This window comes from Paenibacillus sp. WLX2291 (assembly GCF_046603665.1).
GTDB lineage: Bacteria > Bacillota > Bacilli > Paenibacillales > Paenibacillaceae > Saccharibacillus.
The window spans coordinates 734,369-748,987 of the sequence record NZ_CP176755.1 but is presented as its reverse complement, the minus strand read 5'-3'; the positions used below and the strand labels follow the sequence as shown (position 1 = coordinate 748,987).

12 protein-coding genes and 1 other annotated feature are annotated in these 14,619 nt (G+C 47.5%); all 12 genes read right to left on the bottom strand.

The window, feature by feature from the left end; all coding sequences use genetic code 11:
• Positions 1-203: 203 nt before the first annotated feature.
• The 12 genes from rpoC to rlmB all read right to left on the bottom strand — a co-directional run bounded on the left by rpoC (position 204) and on the right by rlmB (position 14,511).
• Positions 204-3,818 carry a DNA-directed RNA polymerase subunit beta' gene (gene rpoC, locus ACDE64_RS03115; RefSeq protein ID WP_411345098.1) on the bottom strand — a complete coding sequence of 1,205 codons (3,615 nt, stop codon included), beginning with the start codon at positions 3,816-3,818 and terminating at the stop codon, positions 204-206.
• 153 nt (positions 3,819-3,971) lie between these two features.
• On the bottom strand, positions 3,972-7,517 hold the full coding sequence (gene rpoB, locus ACDE64_RS03110; RefSeq protein WP_411345097.1) for a DNA-directed RNA polymerase subunit beta: 3,546 nt from the start codon (positions 7,515-7,517) through the stop codon (positions 3,972-3,974).
• Between the two features lie 427 nt (positions 7,518-7,944).
• Positions 7,945-8,541, bottom strand: a complete 597-nt coding sequence (locus ACDE64_RS03105) for a class I SAM-dependent methyltransferase (RefSeq protein WP_411348992.1) — start codon at positions 8,539-8,541, stop codon at positions 7,945-7,947.
• Between the two features lie 90 nt (positions 8,542-8,631).
• Complete coding sequence (gene rplL, locus ACDE64_RS03100; RefSeq protein ID WP_411345095.1) at positions 8,632-8,991, bottom strand: 50S ribosomal protein L7/L12; 360 nt, start codon at positions 8,989-8,991, stop codon at positions 8,632-8,634.
• Between the two features lie 94 nt (positions 8,992-9,085).
• Positions 9,086-9,589, bottom strand: coding sequence for a 50S ribosomal protein L10 (rplJ, locus tag ACDE64_RS03095; protein WP_411345094.1), 504 nt, complete (start codon positions 9,587-9,589; stop codon positions 9,086-9,088).
• Between the two features lie 70 nt (positions 9,590-9,659).
• Positions 9,660-9,826, bottom strand: a sequence feature (ribosomal protein L10 leader region).
• A 76-nt stretch (positions 9,827-9,902) separates the two neighbouring features.
• Positions 9,903-10,595, bottom strand: coding sequence for a 50S ribosomal protein L1 (rplA, locus tag ACDE64_RS03090; RefSeq protein ID WP_411345093.1), 693 nt, complete (start codon positions 10,593-10,595; stop codon positions 9,903-9,905).
• A gap of 108 nt (positions 10,596-10,703) precedes the next feature.
• Positions 10,704-11,129 carry a 50S ribosomal protein L11 gene (gene rplK / locus ACDE64_RS03085; RefSeq protein ID WP_026136396.1) on the bottom strand — a complete coding sequence of 142 codons (426 nt, stop codon included), beginning with the start codon at positions 11,127-11,129 and terminating at the stop codon, positions 10,704-10,706.
• A gap of 167 nt (positions 11,130-11,296) precedes the next feature.
• Positions 11,297-11,830, bottom strand: a complete 534-nt coding sequence (gene nusG / locus ACDE64_RS03080; protein ID WP_411345092.1) for a transcription termination/antitermination protein NusG — start codon at positions 11,828-11,830, stop codon at positions 11,297-11,299.
• Between the two features lie 22 nt (positions 11,831-11,852).
• Positions 11,853-12,044 (bottom strand): preprotein translocase subunit SecE, encoded by a 192-nt coding sequence (secE, locus tag ACDE64_RS03075; RefSeq protein ID WP_367064381.1) that lies wholly within the window; start codon positions 12,042-12,044, stop codon positions 11,853-11,855.
• 357 nt (positions 12,045-12,401) lie between these two features.
• On the bottom strand, positions 12,402-13,049 hold the full coding sequence (sigH, locus tag ACDE64_RS03070) for an RNA polymerase sporulation sigma factor SigH (protein ID WP_411348991.1): 648 nt from the start codon (positions 13,047-13,049) through the stop codon (positions 12,402-12,404).
• Positions 13,050-13,235: 186 nt separating this feature from the next.
• Entirely contained in the window at positions 13,236-13,760 is a 525-nt protein-coding gene (locus ACDE64_RS03065; protein WP_411345091.1) for an NYN domain-containing protein, read from the bottom strand.
• Between the two features lie 4 nt (positions 13,761-13,764).
• Positions 13,765-14,511, bottom strand: coding sequence for a 23S rRNA (guanosine(2251)-2'-O)-methyltransferase RlmB (rlmB, locus tag ACDE64_RS03060; protein ID WP_411345090.1), 747 nt, complete (start codon positions 14,509-14,511; stop codon positions 13,765-13,767).
• Positions 14,512-14,619 lie beyond the last annotated feature (108 nt).

Below are 14,619 nucleotides of genomic sequence, written 5' to 3'. Positions count from 1 at the left end.
GCAAGGTGTCAACACATAAATCAATTGTGGCGAAAAGATTATTTTGTCTCCATCACTTTCGCGACATTAACCACAAAACGGAAGCCCGACCAGAAAAAGGATTGCTCCATTTTCCAGTCAGACTCTATTTTGTGATAGTGATTGTAAAAAAACCAATCACCGTTAGCATGCTGTCATGTGACGATCAACATGCCTTGTATCTACTACTCAACCGTTACAGTTTCCAGATTCTCTTCGTTTCCTTCTATCTGTTCCGGCTCTTCAAATTGAACACTGCGGTAACGGTTCATACCTGTACCGGCAGGAATCAGTTTACCGATAATTACGTTCTCTTTCAGACCGAGCAGTTTGTCGACTTTACCTTTGATTGCAGCATCTGTCAGGACACGAGTTGTCTCCTGGAAGGATGCAGCAGACAAGAAGGAGTCTGTTTCCAGAGATGCTTTTGTAATACCGAGCAGTACCGGTTTGGCAACAGCTGGTTCACGATCTGCCACGATTGCTACTTTGTTGGCATCTTCGTATTCGTAGATATCAACAAACGAACCTGGCAGCAGCGTCGTTTCACCGTTATCAACGATACGGATCTTACGCAGCATCTGTCTGATCATAACTTCAACGTGTTTATCGTTGATTTCTACACCTTGGTTACGATATACGCGTTGTACTTCTTGCAAGATATAGTTTTGAACGCCACGGATACCTTTGATACGCAGCATTTCTTTCGGGTCAATCGAACCATCAGTCAGCTCGTCCCCTGCTTCGATCTCCATGCCTTCTCTTACTCTCAGGCGGGAACCGTAGGTAACGGAGTACACTTTGGTTTCTGCTTCGCCTTCAACCTCGATTTCGCGACGGTCTTTGGCTTCGCGGATTTCTTTGACAACGCCATCGATCTCACTAATTGTCGCCTGACCTTTAGGGTTACGGGCTTCAAACAGCTCCTGAATACGAGGCAAACCTTGCGTGATATCGTCTCCGGCAACACCGCCGGTGTGGAACGTACGCATAGTAAGCTGTGTTCCAGGCTCACCGATGGATTGGGCAGCGATAATACCAACCGCTTCACCGATTTCCACGTGTTTACCAGTTGCCAGGTTACGACCATAACATTTTTTACATACGCCATGACGAGTACGGCAACTCAGTACGGAACGAATCTGTACTTTGTTAATGCCAGCTGCAACGATTGCTTCCGCTTTGTCAGAGTCAATCAGTTCATTGCGACCAACGATGATTTCGCCTGTTTCTGGATGACGAACAGTTTCGAAGCAATAACGTCCTTCCAGACGATCGTACAGATCTTCGATTACTTCTTTGCCATCTTGGATACGACCAACGATAAAGCCTTTGTCAGTTCCGCAATCGTCTTCACGAACAATTACGTCCTGGGCAACGTCAACGAGACGACGAGTCAGGTAACCGGAGTCAGCTGTACGAAGGGCTGTATCCGCCAGACCTTTACGCGCACCGTGAGTGGATAGGAAGTACTCGAGTACCGTCAGACCTTCACGGAAGTTCGATTTGATTGGGAGTTCGATGATCCGACCGGATGGGTTGGCCATCAGACCACGCATACCGCCCAGCTGGGTGATCTGCGATTTGTTACCCCGGGCTTTGGAATCAACCATGAGCATGATGGAGTTGTAACGATCCATCGATTTCATGAGGATATCGGTCAGCTCGTCTTTGGTACGGGACCAAATTTCGATAACACGGTCGTAGCGCTCTTCATTTGTAATCAGACCACGACGGTACTGATTGGTAATAACTGCAACTTTTTTATCGGATTCAGCCAGCAATGCGGTTTTTTCCGGTGGAACGACAACGTCTGCCACACCAACGGTAATACCAGCACGAGTAGAGTATGTGAAACCAAGTTGCTTGATTTTATCCAAAATGACCGAAGTCAGTGTTGTATGATAGATTTCGAAACAACGTGCAATGATTGTACCGAGGTACTCTTTGCCGACAGCGCCGGTTTGTGGAACAGCCTTCATGAATTCCAGTACGTTTGTACCTTTTTCATAAATGAAGTAGTGATCCGGGATACCTTGATACAGGTTGGCACGAGTTGGTTCGTTGATATACGGGAACGATTCAGGGAAAATCTCGTTAAAGATGATCCGTCCAACCGTTGTAATCAACATACCGGTTTGTTGCTTGTCCGTGAAGCTGGTTTTACCCAGTGCACTTGCTGGAATCGCAACACGAGCATGCAAGGAAGCTGTGCCACGTTGGTACGCAGATACGGCTTCATTAACCGTACGCAGAATCATACCAGCGCCTTTGGCTTCCATGTTATCCATAGTCAGATAGTAGGAGCCGAGGACCATATCCTGGGATGGTGTAACAACTGGTTTACCATCTTTAGGGTTCAAGATGTTACCAGATGCCAGCATCAGCAGGCGTGCTTCCGCTTGTGCTTCAGCAGACAATGGAACGTGAACCGCCATTTGGTCACCGTCAAAGTCGGCATTGTATGCCGTACATACGAGCGGATGCAGACGGATCGCGCGACCTTCAACCAGAATCGGTTCAAACGCTTGGATACCGAGTCTATGCAACGTCGGTGCACGGTTCAGCAGAACTGGATGTTCTTTGATTACTTCTTCCAGAACGTCCCACACTTCAGGGCTTACGCGCTCAACTTTGCGTTTCGCACTCTTGATGTTGTGTGCCAGACCTTTGTTGACCAGCTCTTTCATAACGAAAGGCTTGAACAGTTCCAGTGCCATTTCTTTTGGAAGACCACACTGGTACATTTTCAGGTAAGGACCTACGACGATAACCGAACGACCGGAATAGTCGACACGTTTACCGAGCAAGTTTTGACGGAAACGACCCTGTTTACCTTTCAGCATGTGGCTGAGGGATTTCAATGGGCGGTTACCTGGACCAGTTACTGGACGTCCACGACGACCGTTATCGATCAAAGCATCTACCGCTTCTTGCAGCATACGTTTCTCGTTCTGTACGATAATGTCAGGAGCGCCCAAATCCAGCAGGCGTTTCAGACGGTTATTACGGTTGATAACACGACGATACAGATCGTTCAGGTCGGATGTTGCAAAACGTCCGCCATCCAGCTGTACCATTGGACGAATTTCCGGTGGAATTACCGGCAGTACGTCCATGATCATCCAGTCTGGAGAGTTGCCGGAATTACGGAATGCTTCGACAACTTCAAGGCGTTTGATCGCACGGTTGCGACGTTGACCTTGAGCGGTACGCAGCTCTTCACGCAGGAATTCCAGTTCTTTATCCAAATCGAGATCTTGAAGCAGTTTTTTGATCGCTTCCGCACCCATACCTGCATGGAATCCGTAGCCATATTTTTCACGATAGCTGCGGTATTCTTTTTCGGACAGCAGTTGTTTCTTCTCCAGTGGTGTCTCGCCTGGATCAGTAACGACATAAGATGCAAAATAGATTACTTCTTCGAGGGAACGTGGGGACATGTCCAGTGCCAGACCCATACGGCTCGGGATACCTTTAAAGTACCAGATATGCGATACAGGTGCTGCCAGTTCGATGTGACCCATGCGCTCGCGACGTACTTTGGCGCGTGTTACTTCAACGCCACAACGGTCACAAACGACGCCTTTGTAACGTACGCGTTTGTATTTACCGCAATGGCACTCCCAGTCTTTGGTTGGTCCGAAAATGCGTTCGCAGAACAGACCGTCCTTTTCCGGTTTGAGCGTACGGTAGTTGATTGTCTCCGGTTTTTTAACTTCTCCGCGGGACCAAGAACGAATTTTGTCTGGGGAAGCAAGCCCAATTTTCATAAATTCGAAATTGTTAACGTCTATCAAAAGACACCCCTCCTAAGGCCAAATCCTATTTATTGTAAAGCTCTGTATTCCGCACAAAACCCAATGCACCGTCCGACGAATGAGGCTGAACCGGAATAACTCCGGTCCGCCTGCATTTGCCATCGGACAATGTTGGGAATATGACAAGTGATATTAATCTACGCCGACTTCGGAGCCTTCCAAGTTCAGGCTCAGTTTATCATTGGTGTTTTCCTCTTCGTCATCCAGCTCTCTCATCTCAATTTCGTTTTCTTCCTCATTGAGAATCTTAACGTCCATACCTAAGCTTTGCAGCTCCTTGATCAATACTTTGAATGATTCAGGAACGCCCGGTTCAGGAACGTTTTCGCCTTTGACGATCGATTCGTACGTTTTTACACGACCAACGACATCATCGGATTTGACTGTAAGGATTTCTTGCAGGGTGTATGCAGCGCCGTAAGCTTCCAGCGCCCAAACTTCCATCTCACCGAAACGCTGACCACCGAACTGAGCTTTACCACCCAGCGGCTGTTGCGTAACGAGCGAGTAAGGACCAGTGGAACGGGCGTGAATTTTATCATCGACCATGTGAGCGAGTTTGATCATGTGCATGACGCCGACAGTGACTTCACGCTCAAACTCATCACCAGTTCTACCATCGTAAAGGACAGTTTTACCATTACGTTGCATACCAGCTTCTTCCATAGTGTCAAATACATCGTACTCGTTCGCGCCATCGAATACCGGTGTAGCGACGTGAATACCCAGCTTCATCGCTGCCATACCGATATGGACTTCCAGAATCTGACCGATATTCATACGGGAAGGTACGCCCAGCGGATTTAGTACAACCTGTACAGGTGTACCATCCGGCATAAACGGCATATCTTCTTCCGGCAGAATGCGGGCTACGACCCCTTTGTTACCGTGACGTCCGGCCATTTTATCGCCTTCGGAGATTTTACGTTTTTGCGCAATGTAGACACGTACCAGATGGTTCACACCCGGTGGCAATTCGTCACCGTTTTCTCTGGTAAATACTTTCACGTCTACAACGATACCGTCCGTACCGTGAGGTACTCTCAAGCTCGTATCGCGAACTTCACGAGCTTTCTCACCGAAGATCGCATGCAGGAGACGTTCTTCCGCAGTCAGCTCAGTTACGCCTTTTGGAGTAACTTTACCAACGAGGATATCGCCAGCAGCAATCTCAGCACCGATGCGGATAATTCCGCGCTCGTCAAGATTTTTCAACGCGTCTTCACCGACGTTCGGGATGTCGCGTGTAATTTCTTCAGGTCCGAGTTTGGTATCGCGGGCTTCGGATTCGTATTCCTCGATGTGAATCGAAGTGTATACATCTTCTTTTACCAGCTTCTCGCTCAGCAGGATCGCATCCTCGTAGTTATAACCTTCCCAGGTCATAAATGCGACGACAACGTTACGACCGAGTGCGATCTCGCCCATCTCCGTGGAAGGACCGTCTGCCAGGATATCGCCTTTTTTGACAATATCGCCAGTTTTGACGATCGGACGTTGGTTAATGGACGTACCTTGGTTCGAACGCATAAATTTGTGTAATTTATACTTAACAAGGTCACCTTTGACTTCTTTGCCATCTACGTTCTCAATACGACGCAGCGTGATTTCGCTAGCTGTAGAACGCTCGATGATACCGTCAAATTTCGTGACGATACATACGCCGGAGTCTTTGGCAGCTTTGTGTTCCATACCCGTACCGACCAGAGGCGCCTTCGGAATAAGCAGTGGCACCGCTTGACGCTGCATGTTGGAACCCATGAGCGCACGGTTGGAGTCATCGTTTTCCAGGAACGGAATGAGTGCTGTTGCCACGGACACAACCTGTTTAGGAGATACGTCCATGTAGTCAACGCGTTCACTTGGCATAGGGAGAATGTTATCTGCCTGTTTGTTATAACGGACGATAACCATCTCGTCTGCAAAGGAGCCGTCTTCTGTCAGCTGCGCATTCGCCTGAGCGATCACATAGTTGTCCTCTTCATCAGCTGTCATATAGTCGATATGCTCGGTTACGCGATGCGTTTTCGGGTCAACACGACGATATGGAGCTTCGATAAAGCCGTATTCGTTAATACGAGCAAATGTGGACAGAGAGTTGATCAGACCAATGTTCGGTCCTTCCGGTGTCTCGATTGGACACATACGACCGTAGTGACTTGGATGGACGTCGCGGACTTCAAAGCCTGCGCGCTCACGCGTCAAACCACCGGGTCCGAGTGCGGACAGACGACGTTTGTGCGTCAGTTCGCCCAGCGGGTTCGTTTGGTCCATAAACTGGGACAGCTGAGAGCTACCAAAGAACTCTTTGATCGATGCAATGACCGGACGTATGTTGATCAGTGCCTGTGGTGTAATGACGTTAGCGTCCTGAATGGACATTCTCTCACGAACTACACGTTCCATACGGGACAAACCGATGCGGAACTGGTTCTGGAGCAATTCACCTACGGAGCGCAGACGACGGTTACCCAGATGGTCAATATCGTCGGTATCGCCGATACCTTGCAGCAAGTTCAAGAAGTAGCTGATCGATGCGATAATATCAGCTGGTGTGATATTTTTGACGGATTTGTCGATGATGCCATTAGCGATTACCGATACTACCTTGCCATCCTCCAGCGGGGAGAAGACACTGATGTTTTGCATCGGGATATCGTTAGCATCCAGAACGCCGCCAGCTACGTGATACGTTTTGAAATTCAGGTCGCCTTCGAGATATGGCATGATTTCGTCCAACAGACGACGATCTACCACTTGTCCAGCTTCTGCAATAATTTCTCCAGTATTCGTATCAATCAGCGTCTCAGCCAGTTTTTGGTTGAAGAGACGGTTTTTGATATGCAGCTTTTTGTTGATTTTGTAACGACCAACATTCGCCAGATCATAGCGTTTTGGATCGAAGAAGCGTGCGACCAGCAAGCTTTTTGCGTTATCCAATGTTGGCGGCTCGCCCGGACGAAGACGCTCGTAAATCTCGATCAGCGCTTTCTCGGTAGAGTCAGTGTTGTCTTTATCTAAAGTATTGCGGATGTATTCGTCATTACCAAGCAGGTCCAAAATTTCAGCGTCGCTGCCGAATCCAAGCGCGCGCAGCAATACTGTTACAGGGATCTTACGGGTGCGGTCAATACGGACGTAAACAATGTCCTTCGCATCCATTTCCAGTTCCAGCCATGCACCGCGGTTAGGAATAACGGTAGCTGTATATGATGTTTTACCATTTTTATCGACTTTAGTGCTGAAATAGACGCTGGGAGAGCGAACCAACTGGCTGACAATAACCCGTTCTGCACCATTGATAATAAAGGTGCCGGTTTCCGTCATCAGCGGGAAATCACCCATGAATACTTCCTGCTCTTTGACTTCACCCGTTTCCTTGTTAATGAGACGGACTTTGACCCGCAGTGGAGCTGAATACGTAACGTCGCGTTCTTTCGCGTCGTCTACTGTATATTTAGGCTCACCCAGGCTGTAGTCGATGAACTCAAGCACCAGATTGCCAGTGAAATCTTGAATCGGCGAGATATCCTGGAACATTTCACGCAATCCTTCATCCAAAAACCACTGATAAGATTTTTGTTGGATTTCGATCAGGTTTGGTACTTCAAGAACTTCGTTAATTCGTGCATAACTTCGCCGAGTGCGTCGACCATATTGAACAAGATGTCCTGCCAACTTATACTCACCCCTTAATGTCTACTCACTTAAAAATTTCATTGCGAACTGCTGTTTGGATCACGTATAATAAGTTCATAACACAGAAGTTCACACCCAGAAATAGAGAAAAGCCCTTATCGAATGGTTCGAAAAAAGAGCACCATCAGCTATCAACGGATGTGATCCAGCGTCTACACTTGCAATTCCGGTTGAAATTCATCGGAAGAACGATTATTATACGTTTATGGACAATATGAAACACCCTTCATGGTACATAATTTTCGACATTTGCAGAAAACTAAAGCCAAAAAGGGCATCTTAATACTGACATTTCATAATAATATCATATTAAGCATATGCAGTCAACCGTACTGCGTCACAATTATTGCCCATTTCATTTACAAATTGTTCAAGCCTGCTCACCCTTGCCCGGTGATCAGGTTTTTTATTTGGTTGCTTTGAAGATGCGATACCCTTTATCCTTCGTTACTTCCTCCACGGTTTCAAACAGCTGTTCCAGCTTCGCCCAGGCAGATGGTGCGCCCTGCTTTTTCTGGATTACGATCCACAGTGAACCACCTGGATTCAGATGCTCATGTGCCTGTTCAAAAATCGAATGCACGGTTTCTTTGCCCGCACGGATCGGTGGATTGGTGATGATCACGTCAAAGGATTGTCCGAATACAGCTTCCAAACGGTCGCTGACTTTCGCATCTACGTTATGAATGTTGTTTAGTCTGGCATTTTCCTGTGCCAGCTGTACAGCACGTTCATTGACGTCCAGCATAGTAACATGCCCCTTGGGAGCAAGAATCGCTGCTGACAGACCTATTGGTCCATAACCGCATCCTACATCCAATACGTTGGCATGCTCCGGAATATCCAGTGCCTCGATCAATACACGGCTACCATAATCGATTCCTGTTTTGGAAAAGACACCGGCATCGCTGACAAAGGTAAACTTTCGTCCGCGCAGCTCCGTATCGAGCTTGCGACGTTCGTGTGCAGCTCCTGGCTGACTGGAATAATAATGATCTCCCATATCATTCCTTCACCCTTTCCCTGTTCCTTTTTTACAAAACAAACCCCTTGAACGAATTCAAGGGGTTTGTAAGAAACAAGAGAAACTCTCTTATTTCAATTCTACAGATGCGCCAGCTTCTTCCAGTTTTGCTTTGATGGATTCAGCTTCTTCTTTAGCAACGCCTTCTTTGATTGCTTTAGGAGCGTTGTCTACTACTTCTTTAGCTTCTTTCAGACCCAGACCAGTTACTTCGCGAACTGCTTTGATTACGTTGATTTTGGAAGCACCAGCGGAAGTCAGTACTACGTCAAACTCAGTTTGCTCAGCTTCTGCTACCGCGCCGCCAGCTGCTGCTGCTACTGGAGCTGCTGCAGTTACGCCGAATTCTTCTTCGATTGCTTTTACCAGATCGTTCAGTTCCAGTACAGTCATGCCTTTGATGGCTTCAAGGATTTGCTCTTGACTCATTTATAAACCCTCCATGTTGGTTTTATTTGGATTTGTTGTGGCTATGATCAGCCTGTTTTACGCCGCATGGGCGTGAGGCGGAAGAAACAGTCGCTTACGCGCTTTGCTCTTCTTTCTCGGATACAGCTTTGACTGCCAGTGCAAAGTTGCGCACTGGAGCTTGAAGCACGCTAAGCAGCATGGACAAGAGACCTTCGCGGGATGGCAGTGCTGCCAGCGCTTTGATTTCGTCCGCGCTTACTACGCGACCTTCTACAACGCCGCCTTTTAATTCAAGCGCATCGTTGGTTTTAGCAAAGTCGTTCAGAATTTTCGCTGCGATTACTGCATCGTCTTTACTGAAAGCGATAGCGGTAGGACCGCTCAGCACTTCGTTCAGTTCAGTCAATTCAGCAGATTCAGTTGCGCGACGAACCAGTGTATTTTTCAATACCTGGAATTCAACGCCAGCTTCACGCAGTTGTTTGCGCAATTCTGTAACTTGAGCTACGTTCAGACCACGATAATCAGCGACAACAGTCGATACGCTCTCGCGCAGCTTTGTTGCTACTGCTTCTACCGCTTCCTGTTTTGCCTGGATTACTTTTGCGTTTGCCAAGTGTGGACACCTCCTGATCGTATTCTTGCTTCTCCGTACACTCCTGAATGAGTCGCGAAAAAGTGTTCCTACGGGCATTAAAAAAGCCCCCGTAGAATCACGAAGGCTTGATAAGGCGGAATGTGCCGGTTGCCGCCTGAGCGACAACCGTTCATCCCGTTATTCTATCAGAACACCTCGGTAGGAAATTAAGCCGCAAGCGGCACCTACTGTCTACGGTTAAACGTATTCGAATGTAATAGCACAAACAAAGTTCGTACGTAATCACAACTTTTACAGATTATCAAATGCGTTGACAGATGTCAACACTTAATTATCTGTAAGTCGTAGCGTTTACGCGCGCGCTTGGTCCCATTGTGGAAGATACCGCAATGTTTTTCAGGTAGATACCTTTTGCCGCAGCTGGTTTAGCGCGGTTCAGAGCGTCAACAAGAGCTTTGAGGTTCTCGTTCAGTTGCTCTTCAGTGAAAGATACTTTACCAATTGGCGCGTGAATTTGTCCTGCTTTGTCCAGACGGTATTCGATTTTACCAGCTTTGATTTCTTGAACAGCTTTGGTAACGTCGAATGTAACTGTACCTGCTTTAGGGTTAGGCATCAGACCTTTACCACCCAGCAGACGACCCAGTTTACCAACTTCGCTCATCATATCTGGCGTAGCTACGCAGACATCAAAGTCGAACCATCCTTGTTGGATTTTGTTGATCATGTCCTGATCGCCTACGAAGTCAGCGCCAGCAGCTTCCGCTTCTTTTGCTTTTTCGCCTTTTGCGAATACGAGAACACGTTGAGTTTTACCAGTACCGTGTGGCAGTACAACTACACCACGAACAGCTTGGTCTTGTTTACGAGGGTCAACACCCAAGCGTACTGCTGCTTCGATAGTTTCGTCGAATTTTGCAGTAGCTGCCTTTTTAACCAAAGCAACTGCTTCAGCCGGCTCGTAAGTAGCTTCGCTGTCAATCAGCTTAACAGCTTCCAGATACTTTTTACCATGTTTAGCCATTTAATATTCCTCCTTTGTGGTATTAGCGGATATTCCTCCCACATATGTCAAATCATATGATTCGGCATAGACTGCCTCCCGAAGGAGTGCAGTAAAAACTAATACATATTAGTCTTCGATTGTGATACCCATGCTACGTGCTGTACCTTCAACCATCAGCATTGCTGCTTCGATTGAAGCTGCGTTCAGGTCAGGCATTTTTTGTTCAGCAATTTCACGAACTGCGGAACGTTTAACAACTGCAACTTTCTTCTTGTTCGGTTCGCCAGATCCTTTTTCGATCTTAGCAGCAACTTTCAGAAGAACTGCAGCCGGTGGAGTTTTGGTGATGAAAGTGAAAGAACGATCTTCAAACACTGTGATCTCAACCGGAATGATCAAACCTGCTTGATCTGCTGTACGAGCGTTGAATTCTTTACAGAATGCCATGATGTTGACACCTGCTTGACCCAATGCCGGACCTACTGGAGGAGCCGGGTTCGCTTTACCAGCTGGGATTTGCAGTTTTACCATTTTGATTACCTTTTTAGCCATGTAAAACACCTCCTTGCGAATAGTGGTAGACGGACATCGCTGCCCTCCCACGAAAAACGCCGCAATTGCGGGCTTGCGCCGCACAGACTGCGGTAAAACCGGAAGCACCGGTCAGAACCAAAACAGATTGCTCTGTTTCAATTCCCTGTGTCATCCTAGAAACCTACTTATATCTTTTCCACTTGAGTATAATCCAGCTCAAGCGGGGTTTCCCGTCCGAACATGTTAACATGCACTCTGAGCTTGCTCTTGTCCACCAAAATTTCTTCCACGGAGCCAACAAAATTCGCAAACGGTCCAACTTTGATGCGCACGGATTCTTTGATGTCGAAGTCGATATTCTCCTTCGGCTCTTCCATACCCATATGTTTGAGAATCTGTTCCACTTCTTCTGGCAGCAGCGCAGTCGGCTTAGAGCCTGAACCTGTCGAACCGACAAAGCCGGTTACACCAGGCGTATTGCGTACTACATACCAAGAATCATCGGTCTGGATCATTTCAACAAGTACATAACCGGGGTAAACTTTACGCATAACGGTTTTTTTCTTACCGTCTTTGTTTACCAGCTCTTCTTCCATTGGAACAAGAACCCGGAAAATCTTGTCTTCCATGCCCATAGACTCAACGCGTTTTTCCAAATTGGCTTTGACCTTGTTTTCATACCCGGAATAGGTATGAACGACGTACCATCTTTTTTCCATATCAAGCCACCTGGAACCCTTCTTAAATTATCGCTTCGATCACAGCGGAAATGCCGATGTCCAAAACCCAAAAATAAATGCCAACAAACAAAATCGTACCGATAACAATCAGTGTATAGTTTATCAGCTCTTTACGATTAGGCCAGCGAACCTTTTTAAGTTCAGCCCAGCTTTCGGAGAAAAAGGAAAACAAAGACTTGAAGCTTCGTGCCACGACTACACCTCCAAAAGACGATCTGGTGAATCGAAGAAAATATCCAGACCTAGAGCCTGCCAACGTTCTTCATCCCCATGTGGTCAGGGTGGTTACGCATGCTCTCAGGAACGCCATTCTTTAAACGAATTAAAGATTGGCACACTTAAAAACAGGCGATTTTTGGCCTACCTAAAACACTTTAGCACAGCACCCTTACACTGTCAACGAATATTACTGTTTTGCTTTGCAAAAAAATAACATTTTTTGTTCTGTTCCGACAGCGACATTTCCGACGACCAGCGCCGTATTTTACAGGGATGTCCGGCAAAATAAAAAAGACTCCGTCACAGAGTCTTCACTTGGTTGCCTCGGGCTTTATTGCTCGTCCCGCACTTCAAGATACCGTTCCAGTTTGCGTTTGACACGCTGCAGTGCATTGTCGATGGATTTAACGTGGCGGCATAGATCAACCGCGATTTCCTGATAGGAACGTCCATCCAGATACAGCATTAGTACTTTGCGTTCCAGATCGCTCAGAATTTCGGACATCTTATCTTCAAGACCCGTAAATTCTTCCTTGTTGATCACCAGTTCTTCGGGATCGGACATCGGTGAGCCGCAGATCACATCGAGCAGTGTACGGTCGGAATCTTCATCATAGATCGGTTTGTCCAGAGAGACATAGGAGTTCAGCGGAATGTGCTTTTGCCGGGTTGCTGTTTTGATCGCCGTAATAATCTGGCGGGTGATGCACAGCTCGGCAAAGACTTTGAACGAAGATAGCTTATCGTTTTTGAAGTCGCGGATTGATTTGTACAGGCCGATCATGCCTTCCTGTACAATATCCTCGCGGTCAGCACCAATCAGAAAATACGAACGGGCTTTGGCGCGGACAAAATTCTTGTACTTGGTAATCAAGTACTCCAGCGCTTCGGAATCGCCATGACGGACAGCTTCCACAAGCTCTTCATCGCTCTGGTAATCATATGGTGATACCATGATATCTTTGAGGTCGACACTCACAAACAATCCCTCCGGTTGCAACGCAAGGTCTCCGTTACCCTATAAAATATAGCATCAGTATATATTATGTAACCTCACATCGTCAACCGATTTTGCCCCATTTGACGGGAGATTACACGCTTATTTACCGATTCTACCCCAAACCGGAACACAAGTTCGTAGATAAGCTATCATCAGAGTGACAGCCTACTCTCCCCTGCGCCATTTTTCAAACATCAGCCTTTGCTGTGGATTGAGTTTGCCATCCAGTGTGTTGCGACTGCCATCCAATCGTTGGTCTTTGATGCGCTGCCGAATCTCGCGTTCGCCAATCTGAACTTCGATCAGCAATTCGCGTGCAGATATACGTAACGCACCCTGACCAAAAATCACATGTTGCTCGGTCATATCGCTCGTCGCCACATAGATTTGCCTACGCCGATGGCGCAACTGACCAACAAAGCGCTCGATCGCCTCGTCCGCAGTTTCCTTTTCTTTGGTAAAGTACAGCTCGACGCGTCCTTGCTCGTATGACTTGCCCAGCCCGGGCACACGGTAAGCATCAAATACAGCAACGACACGCTGACCGGAATATGCCTGATAGTTTGCCAACCGTTCTAGCAGTCGATCGCGAGCCTCCTGTAGGCTGCTCTCCGCCAGTTCTACCAGTTCGGGCCACGATCCGATCATGTTATAACCATCTACCAGCAGAACATCGCGAAGATCATTCATAGGTCTAACCCAATGCCTGACGGCGGCGGAGCACTTCGTACATCACAACGCCAGCAGCGACGGATGCATTCAGTGAATTGATCTGTCCCTGCATCGGGAGCTGCACCAGCACATCGCATTTTTCGCGGATGAGTCTGCCCATGCCTTTACCTTCATTGCCGATAACAACAGCAACTGGACCTGTAAATACGTCAGCCTGATACAGACTACTGTCGGTGTTGACGTCCGTACCGACGACCCACACACCTTGCTCTTTGAGTCGATCAATCGTTTGTCCCAGATTGGTTACGCGTGCCACTGGTACATATTCCACTGCACCCGCAGATGTTTTGGATACGGTAGCAGTAATACCTGCCGAGCGACGCTTAGGAATGATAACTCCGTGCACACCGGTGCAATCTGCTGTACGCAAAATCGAGCCCAGATTGTGCGGGTCTTCAATCTCGTCCAACAGCAGGATAAAGGGAGCTTCTCCTTTGGCATGTGCTGCTGCCAAAATATCTTCAACCTCAGCGTATTCATAAGGTGCTGCCTGAGCAATGACACCCTGATGCTGTACGCCAGGTACGAAGCTGTCCAGTTTACGCTTATCGACGTACTGGATTACGATCCCTTTTTCGCGTGCTTCCGCTACAACAGGCTGCACGAGGTTTTTCTGTGCGCCGTCGGCGATCCATATTTTATTAATACTTCTTCCGGCACGCAGTGCTTCCGTTACGGAATGCTTACCGGCGATATATTCTTCTTCCATCCTGTTTCCTCCTGTGTACTACAATTCACGTTGCTGCTTATTACCCGCTTTGTAGGCTTGTGCATAAGCAGCGATCTCATTTTATTCTGTATAGCTCGATAGCTCGAT

What these genes read in the sequence shown, in the direction of transcription:
- rlmB (WP_411345090.1), bottom strand. Translation starts at nt 14,511, where the DNA reads ATGGAAGAAGAATATATCGCCGGTAAGCATTCCGTAACGGAAGCACTG.
- rplA (WP_411345093.1), bottom strand. Translation starts at nt 10,595, where the DNA reads ATGGCTAAACATGGTAAAAAGTATCTGGAAGCTGTTAAGCTGATTGAC.
- ACDE64_RS03065 (WP_411345091.1), bottom strand. Translation starts at nt 13,760, where the DNA reads ATGAATGATCTTCGCGATGTTCTGCTGGTAGATGGTTATAACATGATC.
- rplL (WP_411345095.1), bottom strand. Translation starts at nt 8,991, where the DNA reads ATGAGTCAAGAGCAAATCCTTGAAGCCATCAAAGGCATGACTGTACTG.
- nusG (WP_411345092.1), bottom strand. Translation starts at nt 11,830, where the DNA reads ATGGAAAAAAGATGGTACGTCGTTCATACCTATTCCGGGTATGAAAAC.
- rplK (WP_026136396.1), bottom strand. Translation starts at nt 11,129, where the DNA reads ATGGCTAAAAAGGTAATCAAAATGGTAAAACTGCAAATCCCAGCTGGT.
- ACDE64_RS03105 (WP_411348992.1), bottom strand. Translation starts at nt 8,541, where the DNA reads ATGGGAGATCATTATTATTCCAGTCAGCCAGGAGCTGCACACGAACGT.